General features: G+C 58.8%; 10 protein-coding genes. All 10 read right to left on the bottom strand.

The features are described 5' to 3' along the window. Positions 1-3 precede the first annotated feature (3 nt). A complete protein-coding gene (locus ABC336_RS23215; protein WP_413240906.1) occupies positions 4-1,293 on the bottom strand; it encodes an alpha-amylase family protein in 1,290 nt (429 codons plus the stop codon). Beyond that, entirely contained in the window at positions 1,290-2,603 is a 1,314-nt protein-coding gene (locus ABC336_RS23210; protein WP_413240905.1) for a sulfatase family protein, read from the bottom strand. The genes ABC336_RS23215 and ABC336_RS23210 overlap by 4 nt, the downstream gene beginning before the upstream one ends. Before the next feature lie 5 nt (positions 2,604-2,608). Then, positions 2,609-3,502 carry a carbohydrate ABC transporter permease gene (locus ABC336_RS23205; RefSeq protein ID WP_413240904.1) on the bottom strand — a complete coding sequence of 298 codons (894 nt, stop codon included), beginning with the start codon at positions 3,500-3,502 and terminating at the stop codon, positions 2,609-2,611. 14 nt (positions 3,503-3,516) lie between these two features. Beyond that, on the bottom strand, positions 3,517-4,422 hold the full coding sequence (locus ABC336_RS23200) for a carbohydrate ABC transporter permease (protein WP_413240903.1): 906 nt from the start codon (positions 4,420-4,422) through the stop codon (positions 3,517-3,519). Between the two features lie 107 nt (positions 4,423-4,529). Further along, a complete protein-coding gene (locus ABC336_RS23195) occupies positions 4,530-6,035 on the bottom strand; it encodes a sulfatase family protein (protein ID WP_413240902.1) in 1,506 nt (501 codons plus the stop codon). Between the two features lie 59 nt (positions 6,036-6,094). Continuing rightward, a complete protein-coding gene (locus tag ABC336_RS23190; protein ID WP_413240901.1) occupies positions 6,095-7,501 on the bottom strand; it encodes an ABC transporter substrate-binding protein in 1,407 nt (468 codons plus the stop codon). A gap of 127 nt (positions 7,502-7,628) precedes the next feature. Beyond that, positions 7,629-11,861 (bottom strand): carboxypeptidase regulatory-like domain-containing protein, encoded by a 4,233-nt coding sequence (locus ABC336_RS23185; protein WP_413240900.1) that lies wholly within the window; start codon positions 11,859-11,861, stop codon positions 7,629-7,631. A gap of 150 nt (positions 11,862-12,011) precedes the next feature. Then, positions 12,012-13,061: a response regulator transcription factor gene (locus ABC336_RS23180; protein WP_413240899.1), complete on the bottom strand. Its 1,050-nt coding sequence runs from the start codon at positions 13,059-13,061 to the stop codon at positions 12,012-12,014. Beyond that, positions 13,039-14,829 carry a sensor histidine kinase gene (locus tag ABC336_RS23175; protein ID WP_413240898.1) on the bottom strand — a complete coding sequence of 597 codons (1,791 nt, stop codon included), beginning with the start codon at positions 14,827-14,829 and terminating at the stop codon, positions 13,039-13,041. Before ABC336_RS23175 ends, ABC336_RS23180 begins: the two co-directional genes overlap by 23 nt. 60 nt (positions 14,830-14,889) lie before the next feature. Then, on the bottom strand, positions 14,890-16,230 hold the full coding sequence (locus ABC336_RS23170; RefSeq protein WP_413240897.1) for a sulfatase family protein: 1,341 nt from the start codon (positions 16,228-16,230) through the stop codon (positions 14,890-14,892). Positions 16,231-16,331 lie beyond the last annotated feature (101 nt).

The following is a 16,331-nucleotide window of genomic DNA, read 5'->3' as shown; positions in this document are numbered from 1 at the left end:
TTTTTACAGCCGTATTAGTGAGGGAATGGACGAGAAATGCGAGGCATCCATTTTATGTTCATTATATTCGTTCAACAGATCCCGCACCAGCCGCTGCGTCTGCTCCGAGAAGCGGTCGGGCAGCAGACTGAGCACGGGATATCCCGGCACCCGCCGGAACAACTGCAGATGCTGCGCGAAGTCCGCTTCGCTCACCTGCGGATCGTTGCCGCCGATGTGATCCAGATTGAGCCAGCGGCAGGGCGAGGAGTGATAGCAGACGCTCCAGTAGGCCTTGGTCTGCTGCATCCACGGCGTCCCTTCCCGGATCAGGACATCGTTGGTGCGCACCACGTCGCAATACCGGGAGACGAACAGGTCCGGGATATGCGCCTCGATCTCGATCGCATCATGGATGCCGTGCGCCGTCTCGTAAGCCAGCGCCATAATCGCTTTCATCTCATGCTTGAAGCCGTACAGCATATCGATCTTGAACTTGACATACCCGGCATCGATCAGCCGGGAGAAGATCTCATGAAACTGACGGCGCAGCGTCTCCCCCGGCACAGCCTGCAGGAATCTGCGCTCCGCATTTGTCTCTGTGTCTCCCCAATAGGTATGCGGCTTCACCTGATCGCCATGACGCTGGTAATAGGCCGACAGCGGCGACACGCACCCCAAGTCGAGCCAGATGCCCGGCTGGTAGCCTGCCCCCTCGATCCGGCGGGCCAGCGCAGCCAGGTCCGGGAACCGCTCGTTCGGCTCGATCGTCCCGCTGCCCCCTTCGGAATGTCTCGTATACCAGCCATCGTCGATCGTCAGCTTGCCCTTGGGCAGGCCCAGCCGCTCCAGCCGCTCCATATATCCGTCGACGAACGCTTCGGACAGCACGCTGCTGTACTCCGCCTTGCTGCGGGCGGCCGCTTTTTGCTCCACCCAGGTGCAGTATTCCAGCGCGCGATGGAGCTCCGTCGGTGTCTGCTGCTGCAGACCCAGCCGCTTGACGGCTTCCGCGTTGTACTGCGCCCAGGCCGCGAAGGGATCCATATGCTCCCGCACAAACAATCGCTGCTCCGCAGGGTGGACGACCGTCAGCGTCTCCCGTCCATCATAGATGAACCGGCCGCCGCTTTCATCCAGGAAACCGACGAACAGCTCATCGCTGAAGAGCACCGGCGAGCCGCTCGTCGCCGCGGCGGGCAGCGTAAACGGATCAAGGTCAAACGCTTCCTCCCGCACATAGCTGAGCTTGCCCCACTCGCTGTAGAAGGGCGCCGTCAATGGACCGTTCACCCGAAAAGACGTCTGGATCATCCACCATCCCCCTCTCTGGCAACGGCGCTTGTGAGCGCATGCAGAGCATCGTCATAATAAGGAGAGGAGACCGGCCCATGCAAAATCGGATCCTCCGTCTCCTGCATCCAGCGGAGCAGCCGGTCTGTGAGCTCCGCACGCAGCCGGGCATGAGAAGGCGACTCGGCCAGATTATCCATCTCCAGCGGATCCTCCAACAGGTCGTACAGCTCCACGGCCGGGCGCGGCCGGGAGAGATCATCCACCATCAGCGGATAGACCGGACTGCGCACAATATCGCTCGGCACATCGACCTGCAGACTCACCTCAAGGTTGACGATCAGCTTGTAGCGCTCCGTTCGGATGCAGCGCATCGGCTCATAGCGGGCATGGTAGTTCTTCTCGGCGAACACCGCTTGCCGTCCCTGGCTGTCATCCTCTTGCAGCATGGTCCAGAACGACTCGCCCTGCAGCTCGAGCGGACCGGCCTCCAGCGCCAGCGCTTCCAGCATCGTCGGCAGCACATCCACCTGGCTGACGAGTCCGGCAAGCCGCTTGCCTCCCGCGATCCCCCGCCGCGGCCAGCGCATCAGCAATGCAACCTCGATCCCGGCATCGTAGAGAGTGCTCTTCGCCCGGGGCATCGCCAGGCCGTGATCCGTCGTGAAGATCACCCAGGTGTCCTCCGACAGGCCGGCCGCCTCCAACGCTTCAAGAACCATACCGACGCCGAGATCCATCTGCCGGATCATCCCCTGCAGCGCAGCCGTATCTGCCTGCGCCTCACGGCTCACGGGCAAGTACGGCGGGATCGCGGCGCCCTTGCTGTCGTCGGGCCGCGTCCCCCGCCAATCATACGGGCGGTGCGGCTCGAAGAAGCCCACCTCCAGGTAGAACGGCTGAGCTGCGCCCTGCCGCGAACGGATCCACTCGGCCGCCTGCGCGCCGAGCACGGCCGCCGGTTCGATCGGCGCCGCATGCTCGTAGCCGAGCTCGCTGGCCTCTTCGGCGACATGCTGCACGCCGAACAGGGCGGCGGCGTAGCCCTCCTCGCGCAGGAGCTGCGCCGCATGCTTCTCGCCGCGCTTCAGCCGCCAGCCGAAGTGAGCGTGGGTAAGTCCCATCACGCCGTTGGAATGGGAGTAGCGGCCCGTATGGAGCGCGGAGCGGCTCGGACTGCACAGCGGCGAGGTGCAGAATGCGCCGTCGAAGCGGACACCCTCTGCCGCCAGACGGTCCAGATGCGGCGACTGCACCGTCTGCTGGCCATAGCAGCCCAGATGCTTGCCCAGATCGTGGCAGGTGATGAATACGATATTCGGTCTGTCCATCCGGCTCACCCTTTGACCGACCCTTCGGTCAGCCCTTTCATGAAGTATTTCTGCAGGAAGAAGAACATGATGACGATCGGGATGACGGACATCATCGTGCCGGCCATCATCAGATGCCATGCGCTCGCCCCTTCGCTGGAGCTCCGCAGCGCATAGACGCCTACGACCAGGGTGCGCAGATCCGGATTGTTCATCGTGAAGACATAGGGGATCTGGAAGTTGTTCCAGGCGGCCTGGAACGCCAGGATCGCCGTCGTCGACAGAATCGGCCGCATCATCGGAAAGGCGATCCTGGTGTAGGTCTGGAAGAAGCCGCAGCCGTCGATCGAAGCGGCCTCGTACACTTCCTTGGACAAGCTCTGGCAGAACGCCTTGATCAGGAAAATATGAATGACCATAATACCGGCCAGCTCGACAAAGATAATGCCCCACAGATTCAGCATCTCCAGCTCAAGGGCAATAATGAACTTCGGATACAGCGTGATCGTGCCGACGCCGAGGAAGATCGTCGCTGCCATGACCGCCTGCATCACATTGAGCCCCTTCAGCTGCTTCCTCGCCAGTACATACCCGAACATGGACGAGAAGACGATATCGAAGATAACCACAAAGGCTGTGATGAAGATCGTGTTATAAAAGTACCTGGAGAAGTTGGCCAGCCGCCAGACATCGCTGTAGTTCTCCCAGCGCCAGGTCGTAGGCAGCAGCTTGGCTCCGTCGGCGAGCAGCTCATTCAGCGGCTTGAAGGAGGCAAAGAAGGCGTACAGGATCGGAAGCACAGTGGCGACAGCGGCGACTAGCAGGAATGCGTATAAGACGATGTCCGTCAGCTTGATTCGCTTGCGCGGCCGCCTGGCAGCCGCGCTCGCTTGCTGAACCGATGGTTGGGTCATGGACATGGTGAAGCTCCTCTCTACGTGTGCGATTTCAGATTGCGGGTCCAGCGGTGGTAGACAAGCGTGATGATCGCGATGATCACCGTGGCGATAACGCCCAGTGCCGAACCGTAGCCATATTGCGATCCGTACGAGCTGCCAAAGAAGTAATTGAAGATGTAGGTGAACATGACTTCCGTCGATCCGAACGGTCCGCCGTCCGTCAGCACCTTGATCAGGTCAAACGACTTCAGCGTCCATACAATCATCAGCATCGTCACGATCTTCAGGATACTGCCCAGCATGGGAATCGTGATGTACCACAGCTTCTCTGCCGCGTTGGCTCCGTCGATCGAAGCGCTCTCATATACATCGCGGGGGATCGTCTGCAGGCCGGCAAGGAACAGGATCATATTGATGCCGAATCCGTGCCACACCGCGACGATGATGACGCTGACCATCGCTGTGAAGGGCTGTCCGAGATAGTCGATCGGATCCCCGATCAGATGAAGCATCTCCAGGATGCCATTCAAGATGCCGTTCAGCGGGCGGAAGATGAAGAAGAAGATCAGGCCCATAACCGCCATACTGGTCACGTGAGGCATGAAGAAAATTGCCCGGAACCAGCTTTTTCCCCGTACCGCTTCATTCAGGATAACCGCCATGATCAGCGCCAGCGGCACCTCGATGATCAGCTTGCCGAATGCGAAGATCATCGTATTCATGACCGAGCTCCACCATTCGCTGTCTTTGAACGCCAACATGTAATTGTCCAGCCCCGCGAACGTCGGAGAGGTGTAGCCGTCGTAATAGGTAAAGCTGATATAGACGGCCCACAGGATCGGGATAAGATTGAATAGCAGATAGGGCAGCAGTGCAGGCACGGTCATCAGATAGGCCATGGCATTTTCTTTGCGCCGCCAGCTCGGCTTCGACAGGTTCATGCATATCTCTCCTCGTAAGTAATGTAGTTCCCATTATAGAGTCGCCCTGCCGTTGCATCCATGTCAGGGAGCCGTCCCGCTTGTCTTCTGAGGACAAAAAGTCTTCACTAGCCATAACAGTGCCGGTCGACCCGATAGGCCGTGGACTCGAGCTCGGCTAGCAGCAGTCCGAAGAGCTCGGTCTGAATGTCGTGATAAGCCGGCTCGCGCCACCGGTTGACGATCTCGCCGGGATCCAGCATCAGGTCATATAACTCGCCATAGCCAGACCCGTGGTGAACCGTCAGCTTATAGTGCCCGGTAACCACAGTCGTGCAGCGGATGCCGGCAGGGTCGTCGACGGCCTCGATCAGCGCTGCTTGTCTTGGGACAGGGCTTCCTGCCGTCAGATGTCCGGACCAGTCCTTGCCGTCCAGCACTGGCGGGACGGTCACCCCGCACAGCGAGAGCAGCGTCGGCGCCACATCCGCGAGGCTGATAATCTCTTCACTGCTCGTAGGGGCAATATGTCCCGGCCACCAGATCAGCAAGGGAACATTGATCAGCTGCTCGTAGTGAAACGGCCCCTTCATCCACAGCCCGTGATCGCCTAGCAGCTCACCGTGATCCGAGGTGAAGACGACGATCGTATCGTCCTTTAGCCCGAGCGCCTCCAGCGCCTCCAGGATCCCGCCCATCGCCTCGTCGATCTTCTCCACCATGCGGTAATAATAGGCCCTTCCCCACTGCTGATCCTCTGCGCTGACTTGATCGAACCGGAACCGGTGCGGGCCCTGCCCCGCCATCGGGAAGCTGCCGTGCAACGGATGACTGGCATCCCATCCGCCTTCCCTCATCGTCTGAAAGTAAGGCGGCTTGTCGAGCAGCTCCCCCTCCTCATACTTGGGAGCAGGATACCGCCAGGGCTCCAACCCCTCCGCACTGCCTTTCGGGAGCGCATGCGGGTGATGCGGATCCTGGAAGCCGATGCTGAGGAAAAAAGGCTGGTCGCGGCGCTCAGCCGCGTGAGCTTCAAGGAAGCGAACGGTCCGCTCCTTCACCCAGGCGGCGTTGGAGAGCTCAGCCGGCAGCTCCCAGTCGACCGCTTCGCCGCCAAAGGCAGCCGCAGACCTTGGCTTCGCTTCAAAGGCAGTGGTGCCGGCATGCGCTTCGACCCACAAGCCGTAGTGTCCCTCCACTCCCTGCAGCGTATGACCCAGGCTCAGCTCCACGGTTTCGAAGCCGTAATAGGGTCCGGTAAAGTCGGGGAACCTCTGTCGCCAGTGTCGTCTTGACTCGATGGATTGGGCATCGCCCTGATGGGGCTGAAAATGCAATTTGCCGATATGATGCGTCCGGTAGCCGCAGCGCAGCAATTCGTCCTGGACAAAGCCAGTCTTATCCGGCACCTTGACCCCGATGTTCCAGGCCCCATGCCTGGAAACATATTTGCCGCTGTATAGAGAAGCGCGGCTTGGCGTACACACCGGGTTCGTGCAATAGGCGCGATGGAAGCATGCTCCCTCACCAGCCAGCCGGTCCAGATGCGGAGTGTTCATAAAATCCGATCCGTAGCAGCCCAGACTATCTTTGCGCTGCTGATCAGTCGTAACGAGAATGACATTGGGTCTCATGTACCGTTCCCCCTTGAAATGAAGAAAGGAGCCTCCGTCTGGAAGCTCCCTTAGTCTTGTTATTCTGCCATGCTGTAGTGTGACGGGTCGATCTCGCCACTCTGCACAAGCTTGGTGTAAGCATCCGTATAGACCTTCGCCAGATTCTCCAGTACCGGGTCGATCTCTTTGTTGGTCAGGATCAGCTCCATGACAGCACTGCTGTAGTTATTGCCTTGAATCTTGAGCAAGCTTGTCGGATCGGCAGGGAACTGCTGATCGAGCTCGCCGGGAACAAAATGCTTGAACTGCTCTACGCCTTCCGGCATGTATTGCTCGTCGTTGGCCGCCGGATTCAGCGCGTTGAGCAGACCTTTCTTCTGAAGCTCCTGCGACGTCTCGGCGCCGACCAGATATTCCAGCACCTCGGCTGCTTCCTCCGGATGCTTCGTATCCGCGGAGAGAGCCCAGTTCTTCCCGGCATTGGAGATGTGCCGCAGCGCCTGCTCGCCGTCCGGCACCGGGATCGGCGCAGCCGACCAGTCAACCGTTGTGTTGAACTGCTCGTTCAACGTGCCGACATCCCACGAAGCCCCGATGAACATGCCGATTTTCCCTTCCGCAAACGCCGAGCGCATCGGGTCGTTGTCCAGCGTGCTCGCTCCCGGATACGCCCAGTTGTTGCTTACAATCTCACGCAGCATCTCGATGACCGGCTTGTATTTGATCGTCTCGAACTGCTGGGTACGGAGATTGAATAGCCCCTTCTTGGTCAGCTCCATGTCCGTGCTCAGCACGAGCGGGTCCAGATGCCAGTCCATGAACCCGTTCCACTTGAGCGGAAGACCGACGCCGAAGTACTCGCCGGCGCCTTTCTCGGAGATGATCCGGGCGTAGTCGACGAACTCGCTGAAGGTTGTCGGCGGCTGCTCGGGATCCAGTCCGGCTTCTCTGAACAAGTCTTTGTTATACACCAGACGAACTGTGACGGCATTGATCGGTACCGCATACGTCTTGCCTTCGAATACCGTAAGCCCGTTTTTTCCGAACGCCGCGAAGTCTTCCAGTATCTGCGGATCCAGCACATCCTCCAGCGGCTGGAGGAAGCCGGCTTTGTACAGAGCGATGGTCGGAGACGCCGGGAAAATATCCGGACCTTGCTTGGACTGGAAGGCCAGCCTCAGATTATCCTCGAAGCCGTCCGAGCCTTGCTGGATAAAGTTGATCTGGATGTCGTCCCGCTCGCTGTTGAACTTCTCGACACGCTCATTGATCGCATCCGCCATCCCGCCGGCCTTATCCCACATCGTAATGGTCACCGGATCCTTCTTTTCCTCCCCGCCTTGCGTCGCTGGCGGCGTATTGGTCCCCGCCGCCGGTTCATTGCCGCCGCCGGAATTGCCGTTTCCGCATGCACTCAGCGCAAGCGACAGCACAAGCAGCAGGGCAAGCATCATTCTTGTCGAATAGGCCTTGTTACGCTTCATCTTTCTGTAACCCCTTTCAATGCACATGAATTAGTAAGTTCCCCTCTAGCGTACCGGACAACGCGCATCGTGTACATGTCATGAGGAGCAGTCAGTTGTCCTGCCAGCACTGAACGTCTCCTGATCCTCAAGATGACAGTAACTTCGCCGACTGGAGGATGTTCTTCAGCAGGACAACGGCTTGCGCGCGACTCATCGGCGCAGTCCGTTCGCCCGACCATTCCTTGATGCCAGACGTGAGCCTCTCCTGCGCCGCAGGTTCCCGTCCAGCCTCAGCATCTGCCAGCTGCCACACGCGCTCCGCTAATAGCAACCCTTGGGCAACCGTCAGCCTGCTGCCAGGTGAGAAGCTGTCCGGGGCCGTACCCTTCAGCAGATCATAATGATAGGCAGATCCAACGGCCTGGGCATACCAGGCCTCCGCAGGCACATCTGTGAAGGGATGGTCGGTCGGCTGCTTCGGCAATGCCAGTCCTCTGACCAGCATCGCTGTGAATTCCGCGCGTGTGACTGGCGCGTCAGGCGCAAAGCGACGGTGATCCAAGCCGCTGACGATCAGCTTGGCAGCGAGCAGCTCGATGTCCCCGCGAGCCCAGTGCGCGTGCGTATCCTCGAAGCTCCGACTGGATTCGACCACCGTATAGATGCTGTTCCCCATTCGTCTCAGCTCTACCCAGTATCGCCCCGTCTCCCGATCCAGACCAAACTGCGTCGGCACCGCCTCCCATGCCTCCTCTGCCGCATCGTACCGCACCCCGACAGCTCGGGCAGGGTCTGGCTGATCGGGTAGTGTCAGACTGCGACTGACATACAAGTCGGCCGGCAGCTCCCATTCGATGACTCGGTCTTCTGTCTGCGCGGTCACTGAAAACTCGATGATTGGCGCGACCACCCTGATCCCGGATCGGCTGGCTGAGGCGTATGCTTGAGCTGTCAACGAGGGGTTGGCATCCGTTACGGAGATCTGCAGGAAGATATCGCTCCCGTCGGCTCCCAGCAGCTGTTCGATCGCTTGAAGGTCCACCGCGTGCAAAGGCAGCTCGTAGCCGGCTTCCGGCGATTCAATCTTCAAGCGGGCTTCCGGCCAATGCTCCAGGATCTGCTGCCACGCAAGGGCCGAGAGGATCGTATGTCGAACAGCAGCCCCCTCGCCAAAGGTGACTGTCAATGCCTCCTCTTCCTCCAGGCGTTGGAGCAGAAGCTCTGAGGCATCTTGCGCCAACGTCCGCTTCTCCATCATTCTGCCATCTTGATCCTCGATCCGCTCTACGCTCCAGCCTCCCGGCGATTCGGTCTCCGGTCCCGGCGTCTCAACCGGCGGCGCCGGGCTGCCGATGACTACGGGGTAATGCGGCTGCGGCGGCGAGGTCGGCGTTTCCGTCCACTCCAGGCGTATGACACTGTAAGGAGGAATCAGGACCGGATTGTCCGTGCTCTCGGTCACGATCTCCAGTCGATTCGGATCGGTCTCGTCATTGCGCAGCGTCATGTCGGTGCCGGAGATGGAGTGCATGACGAGGGATGATGTCAATGCAGCGCCATCCCGGTTAATGACAGCCAGGTGACCCTGATCCGATTTGTTGGTCAGGACCAGATAACGTTTGCCGGCTGCGCCTTTGTAGGCCTGGGCATGCAACGCCGGGATCAGCTCGTTCTCCTGCAGCGTCGGTACCCCGGCCCCTCCGCTTAGCGTCGTATGCAGCAGCGCCTCGCTGCGGTTCACCGCGTCATTGACAAGCTTCAATCCCAGTCCAGTGGCCGTGGGATAGAGGCCAAAATCCCAAGTCGTCGTATCGCAAGGGGAAGCCTGGGTACACTCGCCGGCGTTGTACTTGGCTTTCAATTCCTGCGTACGGTCGTTCACGCTGTTGAAGCCGTCCTTCTGCAGGACATGCAGGCCCACATGCTTGACATTGGGGACGTTGCTCATGCGCGCCACATATTCGGCAACATAGATGCCGTTGTACAATGTCCGGAGCAGCGGCGATTTCTCAACACGGACATTATTGTTGAACTCGGTAATAATAATCGGCATATCCTGGCGGTCTGCCGGCATCTTCGGCTTGTAGTAGCTGTCGATCACTTCGTTCGTCGTATGGGCGAGCGCATCGTTCAGCTTGCGCACAGACTCTTCGATGATCATATCTGTGCTTGCTCCCGTGTAGTAGTGGAAGGTCATGGCATCCCAATACTTGTCTGGGTAATTCCCCATCTCCTCGTCCCATTCCGGCTCTTCTCCCTGCGAAAAAGGCATCGAGCAGAGCGCGTCCGGGAGTACGCTCTTGACCGCCTCGCAATAAGGCTTCATATGCTCTGCAAAGTCGGAGGCATCGGCAAAAAACGGCGTTGCCCCGGCAGGCGAGCTGTCATTGGTAAACATATATGGTTCGTTGGTCAGCTCCCAGTAAGTGACAGGAAGATTGCGGTCCTTGACGTACTGAGCCAGCTCGACAGTCGATGCTACACTGTCCGTAAATCCGTTGATAACCATAATGATGTCCGAGCCGCTGTAGGCGACCAGCTCCTCGAAGTCCTGGATCCATACGCCGCCCTTGCCATGAATCCATGGCTTGTAATTGCGCAGTGTGTTGTACATGCCATACCCTACAAATTGGTCCAGCCAGGCATCAGGGTAATCGCCTGTCTTCCAGTTGTAGGCGTCCGAGGCCGTCCCCGAGGAGAATCGCAACCAGCCCGGCGTCAAGTACTTGGTCGCCTCCATTACCTCTTCATCGTTGTACATCATGGCAGTGGCAAAGTTATTGACATTGAAGCCGCTGAACTGCGGGGCCATCTCCGACTCCTGGTCCGAGTCGATATCGATCTGCACGGGCAGGATCGGCTTCGCACTCGTGAACGCAAACTCTATCGGCTGAGTCAGCGATGCTTCGTCGGCTGTACGAACCCCGGAAGAGATCGAAGCTGTGTAGGTTGCCCCTTCCTCCAGCGGTTCGTCGAAAAGGATCGTATAGGTCAGATTGTCCGCTTCATACGCCGTATAGGCGACTGGCTGACCATTGACCGTGAGGGTAATCGTCGCCGGATTCATGGAGGCCGGATCCATCATCGTGTTAAACTCGAACAGCCAGCTGCCCACATCCAAGGGGACCCCGGTCTGATGGTTTCCTGGCGTTGCTGTTGCCGCAAATGCGGTGTCACCGGAGTGCAGGACAACCTGCACGTGCTCCAGCGGCTCGTGGTCCACCATTACGATAGAGGTGTGGCTGGCATAGCCGCTTTTTGTCACCTCCAGATAGTAGGACCCGCTCGCGAACCCTGGCTCCAGGATGAAGGCGCCTGAAGCGTTGGAAGTCGCCGCGGCCAGCGGATTGATAAACCCTACGTCTCCGAGCGTGTACAACTTCACCGAAGCACCGGACAAGGCGGCTCCCGCGGTATCCTTGATCTCGCCTGCGATCGTATAACCGTCCTCGCTTGCGATGGACTCGCTCAGTGTAACGCTGAACCCACCAGGCGCACCGCCAAGAACCGTCAGTGTCTGCAACGAAGAGGCATAGCCCTCTAGACTGGCGCTCACTCGGTATCTGCCCTCGGCATACTCGTCTGCAAAGGCAAACGCTCCCGCCGCATCGCTCACGGTCTGTCCGAGCGGCGCTGTCAACAGCTCGTCGTCGTAACTGTACAAAGCCAGCTCAACGCCTTCAAGCGGCGACCCATCGGCCATCAGCACGCTGCCGGCTATGGGGTACGCCGGAGCTGGCTCTTCCGGGTCGATCCCGATCTCGAGATACGGCTGCAGCTCCGAATTAGACGAGCTGTAGGACAGATTGCGTGTGGCGTCTGTGCTGAGCTTCAGGGTGAATGTCCCGCTTGGCGCCAGCTTGCCCGTCAAGTCGATCTCGATCCATGTGCCGCCCGGAGCCTTCACAGCATTCTCCGTCGGGTTCTCCCATTGCTCCAGTAGCTCCTTGGCGCCGTCCACATCCCGTTGAAGGACGGTGAGGTCCGACTCCGACCATCTGCCGATCGGGGTCAGGGACAGCATCGTCTGTCCGGTTGGCGCTGCGAACGGGTAAGAGGCGTACAGATGCAGCCGCACCTGCTCCACCTTGCCCTCCAGAGGCGGCACCGTGAATTGCATATAGCCTTCTCTCCAAGACGGATTGCCGGTCTGGTTGCCGTTGATCGTCATCGTCTCCGCAGCCGGGTCTTGATAATTCAACCGGTCCTGAGCTGCTCCCGCTTTCTCCAGGACAAGATCGGCGTCGGCATATACCCGGTGCTCTGTTACTCCCTGAGCTATCATTGTATCCGCTTTCATTTTTGTCGGCATGAGCGCTCCGCTCCAAGAACCTGCGAGCAAAGCTACACTCAGCCCCAGTGTCAGCATTCGTCTCATTCGCTGCTTCCTCCCATCATAGATATGTTAGATCTCGCTGATCATCGTACCTCACCATTCTTTCCCCGTACATGTCGGCAGAGATCGCGGATTGTCCTCTCGCCACAAAAACCCGGAATCTGCGATCCCGGGTGGTGCATGCCTGATCATTCAGCGGTACTCTCCTGACTTTTCTCTGTACTCCTGCGGAGACATTCCATATTGCTTCTTGAACACTTTGGAGAAGTACGGGTAGTCGCTGAAGCCGCACTGCTCGGCGATCTCCCCCAGCAGCGTCTCCTCGCCCTCGTCCAGCCGGCGCTTCACCTGGGCCAGTCTGTACTCGCTCAGATAATAAGTGAACGGCTGATGGACCAGGTCGCGGAACATCTTGCTCAGATACGAGGCGGAGATCCCCGCCCGGTCGGCGAGATCGCGGATCGTCAGCTCGGGATTGCCGTACTCTTGCTCGATCAGGGAGATGACGAACTGGACGACCCGCTTGTTGCGAGGCACCCGCTTCTGCGTAATCTCGTCAATCATCCGCAGCAGCTCCGCCGTCCAGTTTCCGATCAGCTCTGCCGTATTGCCGGCCTCCATCCACTGCGTATCGACCGGCAGCGGATCGGCATAGCGGGAGAACATCTCCGTCTGGAAGGTCAGCCTCAGGACGCCGATCATCTGCTTCCATTCATGAAGCGAAGGCGGCCTGCCGTCATAGCTGCCGCGCCAGTCGTCGATGAGCCTGGTTACACGATCTTTCTCCTCCGCCAGCACAGCCTTCACCAGCGCATTCGCCAGCTCCTTCATCTCTTTGAGGCGAGCGACATCGATCCCGTCCAGCCACCGGGCAGGATTGTTGGTCAGGATGCCATTCACCACTTCATTGATCTTCACTTGGGTTACCGGCTTCAGGATGTACTCTGTGACCCCGTATTGGAGCGCTTGGCGGGCATACTCAAAATCCGCATGACCGGTCAGGATCACCTTGACCATATCGGGGTATCGGGGGAAAAGCTCCCGCATCAGCTCCATGCCGTCCATCACCGGCATCTGGATGTCGGCGATCAGCAGATCCGGCTTCTGCGCTTCGATGATGGCCAGCGCTTCGCGGCCATGAGCCGCTTCACCGACAATCTCTACAGCATGGTGGCATTTCTCCAGCAGGATCCGCACCCCTTGTCTGATAATATCCTCATCATCCACGATTAAGACTCTCATCTTCACCCTCCTTGGCGGAGTTCTCGCGATCCTGTTTCCAGGGCAATCTCACAGTGACCTGCAAGCCTCCGGCTGCGGAAGGCTGCAAGGTCAAGCCGTATCGCGGCCCAAATTGCATGCTCAACCGCTGGTGGACATTGGGCAGTCCGATCCCGCCTGTGACAGCCGGACCTTCGGAATGCGCCAATGCCAGCTCTTCGAAGCGCGCGTTCATCTCCGCGATCGCCTCCGGGTCCATCCCGACCCCGTTGTCCTCCACATGGATCAGACAATGCTGCTCAGGCGACTCCTCTGCCCATACCGAGAGCCAATAATCCTTCTCTCCCTTGAACCCATGGATAAAGGCATTCTCGATCAACGGCTGGAGCGTCAGCTTGATGATGGGACAAGGCTGAAGCTGCTCCGGAATCCGGATGATCACCTCGATATCCGGGCGCCGCTGATACTGGATATCCAGATAGGTCTCGACATGCTTCACTTCCTTGAACAACGGCACGATGACCTGCTGCTTCTCGATCGAGTACCGGAAGAAATCCGCGAGCGCTTTGCTCATCTTGCTGATACTCGGCACATCGTGGACAATCGCGTGGCAGTTGATCGCCTCCAGCGTATTGTAGAGGAAATGGGGATTGATCTGGCTCTGCATAGCCATGATGGTCGCTTCCTTCTGCTTCAGCTCCGAACGCATCTTCTCCAGCCGGATGTCATAGACCTCATGGATCAGGCTGGAGAGGCTGCTGATCATCTTGTTGAAGCCTGTCCCCAGCTTGCCGATCTCATCGCGGTAACGAACCGGATAATGCACCTCCAGATCGCCGATCTCTACGCGCTTCATCAAGCCGTGCAGACGGCGGACCGGCCGGACCAGCGTCAGAGAGAGCACGATGGCGAGCACCCAGGAGACCAGCAGCACCGCCATGATAACGTAGATATTGAGGCTTTTCACCTGACTCACTTTGTTGTACACTGCCGTCTTGTTCAGCCGCACCGAGGTTCGGAACCCGGTATCCGACAGCGTGTCTTCAATGGTGAGCCACTCCCCCTGCGCATCCGGTGAAGTCGGCTGCCGCGACGTATAGACCAGGCGCCCCTCGCGGTCGAACAGCTCGATCGTCAGATCCTCGCTCGCGAGATGGCGATACGCCTCGCGGAAGAGCTGCGGATTGAGGCGGACGACAAAAATGCCGTTGCGCTCGAACATATCGTACATGCCCATGGCCAGCGATATCGTCCGCTCCGGCGTGTCTTTGTCGAACAGCACCTCTTCCGAGGGCGCTAGCCACATCTCCCGGGATTGCTGCTCATAGTACGTATACCATTGCTGGGTAGTGTAATCCACGCCCTCCAGCCGCTTCAGATTGTAGTCCGTAAAGAAGGCCCCTTCGCGGAAGAAGAAGGCGGATTCGACATCGACGGGGTAACGATAGCGGAAGGCCGACATCAGATCGGCCGCCTGCTTATAGTCCTCGGTTAACTGGAGCGGATGGATATCGGCCTGCATCAGGAATGCGCCATTTTTGGAGTAGGCCACAAAATGGAACATATCGCTGACGATCTGCCTCATGTAGCTGTCGATGTTGCGGTTCGTCTGCTCGACCGTGGTCCGCGTCCGCTCGACTTCCATATCCAGCAGAACGGATTGGAAGTATCGCTGATACAGGAATACGATCGAGACAATGCCGATGACCGAAACCAAGGCAACCGTCAAAAAAATCTTCGTAAAAAACGACCGATCAAGCAGAAACTGCACCATCCGTTTCCAAACCACGGCAAGCCCTCCACCTCTAGTCCTCATATCCTCATCATACTATACAACCCGCCGCTCGTGTTAGAGTCCGGGCTTGCGCAGATGCAGGATCTTCTCCTCCGCCGGCGCTATGGTGCAGTCGATGCCTTCGACCTCCCGGATCCGCTCTGCGAGCCGGGTGCGCAGCTGCTCCGCGATATCGGAAAAAGCCGGCACGCCTGCCAGATTCATCAGCTCGTACGGATCGGCTTCGAGATCGTACAGGAACTGCTCAACATAGTGCTGCGAACCAGACTCCTCCCGGGGATGGACGCCAGGCGCATGCACGGCATATTTCCACTTCGGCGTCCGCAGCGCCCTGCCTACCTGCGACTCGCTGATCTGCACGAACAGCTCATCGCGCCACTCCGTCTGCTGCCGATTCAGCAGAGGCATGAGCGAGCGGCCCTCCATCGCTTCGGGACGCTCGATCCCGGCAGCCTCCAGCAGTGTCGGGGGCAGATCGACGATGCCTGTCAGCTCCCGGCGCCTGCCTCCCCCCTCGAAGCCGGGTCCGATGATAGCCGTAGGCACCCGAATCGAGCTTTCATGGCAGCTGCGCTTGTACTCATTGGAACGGGTATTGAAGTGGCAGGCGTGGTCGGAGGTGAACAGCACGATCGTTTCGTCGATCAGATCCAGGCTGCGCAGCGTATCGAGCAAGCGGCCGAGCGCCTCATCGATGCGCTTGACCATGCCATAGTAGCCTCCAAGCTTCTGATGGGCATTGCCGCCAAGCGCAGCCAGATCCGGCGGCACCCAGGCCGAGTGATAGCTGTCTTTGTAGATGGCCGGGGCGCTGTAGTCGTCATTGTAGTTCTGCTGATGCGGCTCCAGCAGCGACAAGAAGAGGAAGAACGGCTTCTCCGGGTCCCGCTGATCGATATAGCGGATCGCCGCATCGGTCAGCGCATCAACACGGTAGCCCGGCAGCTTCACCTGCTCGTTCTCCTTGTTGTAGACCACCGTGTGGTAAGCGTCGGACATCAGCTCGAGCGCGTCGGCTGCGAGCCACTCGCGATAGCCGCCCCGCCTCTCCACCGGCACGGGCTCTGTCTTCGTCGCCGCCAGATGCCATTTGCCGATGTATGCGGTATCATAGCCGTGCCGGTTGAAGCTCTCTGCCAACGTAGGCACGGTATCCGGCAGCGGGATATTGTTCCTGAAGCAGCCTGTCGATGTCCCGTACATCCCGGTCTGCAGGCAGGCTCTGGCCGGTCCGCAGACCGGCTGGTTGGTGAAAGAATGGTATAGATGCGTGCCGTTCATCGCCATCCAGTCAAAGTTCGGTGTCAGTCCCAGCGGATTGCCATGCACGCCCGTCGTGTCCCAGCGCTGCTGGTCAGTAAAGAACACAATTACATTCGGCTTCTTGTCATTCATGGGGATCCCCTTCCGTTAGTTGAAAGCTGTTATATGACCAGAACATATAAATTTATAAATCAAGATTATACGCAGTCTGCCCCTCCCATGCCATGTCTGCT

Source organism: Paenibacillus jepli, from assembly GCF_047238105.1.
Lineage (GTDB): Bacteria > Bacillota > Bacilli > Paenibacillales > Paenibacillaceae > Paenibacillus_D.
Note: the sequence above shows the minus strand (reverse complement) of the source record. Positions and strands in the feature narration are given on the sequence as shown.

Bases quoted from the DNA above. Each gene is read 5' to 3' on its own strand.
- ABC336_RS23215 (WP_413240906.1), bottom strand. From the start codon at position 1,293: ATGATCCAGACGTCTTTTCGGGTGAACGGTCCATTGACGGCGCCCTTC.
- ABC336_RS23210 (WP_413240905.1), bottom strand. From the start codon at position 2,603: ATGGACAGACCGAATATCGTATTCATCACCTGCCACGATCTGGGCAAG.
- ABC336_RS23205 (WP_413240904.1), bottom strand. From the start codon at position 3,502: ATGTCCATGACCCAACCATCGGTTCAGCAAGCGAGCGCGGCTGCCAGG.
- ABC336_RS23200 (WP_413240903.1), bottom strand. From the start codon at position 4,422: ATGAACCTGTCGAAGCCGAGCTGGCGGCGCAAAGAAAATGCCATGGCC.
- ABC336_RS23195 (WP_413240902.1), bottom strand. From the start codon at position 6,035: ATGAGACCCAATGTCATTCTCGTTACGACTGATCAGCAGCGCAAAGAT.
- ABC336_RS23190 (WP_413240901.1), bottom strand. From the start codon at position 7,501: ATGAAGCGTAACAAGGCCTATTCGACAAGAATGATGCTTGCCCTGCTG.
- ABC336_RS23185 (WP_413240900.1), bottom strand. From the start codon at position 11,861: ATGAGACGAATGCTGACACTGGGGCTGAGTGTAGCTTTGCTCGCAGGT.
- ABC336_RS23180 (WP_413240899.1), bottom strand. From the start codon at position 13,061: ATGAGAGTCTTAATCGTGGATGATGAGGATATTATCAGACAAGGGGTG.
- ABC336_RS23170 (WP_413240897.1), bottom strand. From the start codon at position 16,230: ATGAATGACAAGAAGCCGAATGTAATTGTGTTCTTTACTGACCAGCAG.